Source organism: Dietzia sp. SYD-A1, from assembly GCF_015356725.1.
Lineage (GTDB): Bacteria > Actinomycetota > Actinomycetes > Mycobacteriales > Mycobacteriaceae > Dietzia.
The window spans coordinates 1-1,382 of the sequence record NZ_JADDKI010000473.1; the positions used below are offsets into that span (position 1 = coordinate 1).

General features: G+C 71.9%; 2 protein-coding genes. Both read left to right on the forward strand.

Translation table 11 applies throughout. The features are described 5' to 3' along the window. Positions 1 to 628: acyl-CoA dehydrogenase family protein (locus IY392_RS19335; protein WP_228549504.1), on the forward strand; the 628-nt coding region annotated here is incomplete at its 5' end. A gap of 19 nt (positions 629 to 647) precedes the next feature. Further along, a partial coding sequence (locus IY392_RS15805) for a DUF1542 domain-containing protein (protein WP_194861724.1) occupies positions 648 to 1,382 on the forward strand: 735 nt, incomplete at its 3' end.

Genomic DNA, 1,382 nt, shown 5'->3' on the forward strand with positions numbered 1-1,382 from the left:
GGAGTCGGCGGTGCTGCGCGGCGCGCTCGCCCGGGCCGTGCAGTGTGTGGGGGCCGCGGAGGGGATGCTCGAGTCGGCGATCGCCCACTCGACCGAGCGGAATCAGTTCGGCAGGGCGTTGGCGAAGTTCCAGTCCGTGCAGAACCTGGTGGTCGACATCGCCGCGGAGACCGTCCTGGCCCGGGCCGCGGTCGACCAGGCCGTCGCCGACGCCATGGTCACGGACCTCACCGGGCCGCTCTCGGAGTTCCGGGTGGCGGTGGCCCGCAGTGTGGCCTCGCAGGCCGTCGCGGTCGCGGTGCGCAACGCGCACCAGGTCCACGGGGCGATCGGCACCACGCACGAGCACACCCTGCACCGCCTGACCCTGCCTGCACTGCAGTGGCGCGGTGAGTTCGGTTCGACGGCCTTCTGGGACGCCGTTCTCACCGAGGTCGCGGTGACGGGCGGAATGGACGGCGCATGGCCGATGGTCATCGAGGGCACCTCCGTCGAGGGCGCCGCCGCGGCGTGGCTCGACCGGGCCACCCTCGGCGAATCGGGAGTCGGACGGACCCCGACCGCCCGGCCCACGGAGCCAGGCGGGCACCGACCGGCGGGACGCAATCTCGGTACGCTCGGTCAGTAGTACCGAGAAAGGTCGACCCGTGGAATTCCTCCTCATCGCCGCAGTGATCGCGGTGGCCGTCGCGGTGGTCTCCCGTAGCCAGAACAACGGTCAGACGCAGCTCCAGGCGCACGACAACCGCCATCTCGAGGACCATCGTGCCGAGGCCTCGCGCTGGGTCGAGCGCCTCGGTGGTCAGGTGTTCAACCTCGACGGCACCGACGAGGCCTCGAAGCAGGCCATGGCCGATGCGTCCGAGCGCTACACCGCGGCCGTGACCGAACTCGAGAACGCCCGCACGCCGGTCCAGGCGCGGTTGGCCAAGGACACCGCGATCGAGGGGCTGTACTACGTGCGTGCCGCCCGGTCGGCGATGGGCCTGGACCCCGGCCCGGAGCTGCCCACGACCGACGGTCAGGAACGCGCCGGCCGGGTGACCGAGGACCGGACCGTCGAGGTCGAGGGTCGCACGATGACCGCCGCGACCGGGCCGAGCGACAAGACCCCGCACTACTACCCCGGCGGTGTGGTCGCCGGACGGCCGGTGCCGGCCGGCTGGTATTCCGAGCCGTGGTGGGCCTCCGCCCTGGCGACGGGCGTGTGGATGATGGGCTCGATGATGATGTTCAACATGATGTTCGCCGGGATGGCGGGTGTCGGTTACTCCGGAGAGGACTTCGCCGCCGGGGTCGGCGAGGGCGGCGCGGACGTCAGTGACATGGGGGGCGGCGACGGCGGCGACGGCTTCTTCGACGGCGGGCTCATGGGTGGCGAC